Origin of the sequence: Streptomyces celluloflavus (assembly GCA_000720995.1) — a bacterium.
GTDB lineage: Bacteria > Actinomycetota > Actinomycetes > Streptomycetales > Streptomycetaceae > Streptomyces > Streptomyces celluloflavus.
Genome location: JOEL01000156.1, coordinates 1 through 312, shown reverse-complemented (window position 1 = coordinate 312; position 312 = coordinate 1). Strand labels below are relative to the sequence as shown.

The window sequence follows — 312 nt, the reverse complement described above, 5'->3', positions numbered from 1 at the left end:
GAGTGGGGTTGGTGTGTTGGGTGGGGTGGAGCGTGGGGAGTTGTTGGGTTTGGGGCGTGGTGGGGTTGTTTCGGGTGTGGTGGGTGGTGGGGATTTGGTTGGGTTGTTTGAGGCTCGGGTTGCGGATTGTCCGGGTGCGTTGGCGGTGGTGGGTGAGGGTTTTGAGGTGTCGTATGGGCGGTTGAATGTGTGGGCGAATGTGGTGGCGCGTCGGTTGGTGGGTTTGGGTGTGGGGCCTGAGGTTGCGGTGGGGGTGCGGTTGGGTCGTGGTGTGGAGTTTGTGGTGGCGGTTTTGGCGGTGTTGAAGGCGGG

Annotated in this window: 1 protein-coding gene; it reads left to right on the top strand. The window is 62.8% G+C overall.

Annotated elements, in window-relative coordinates; genetic code table 11:
* Window positions 1-25: 25 nt before the first annotated feature.
* Window positions 26-312 (top strand): AMP-binding protein (locus IH09_RS38675; RefSeq protein ID WP_318279679.1); only part of this gene is annotated, 287 nt, incomplete at its 3' end.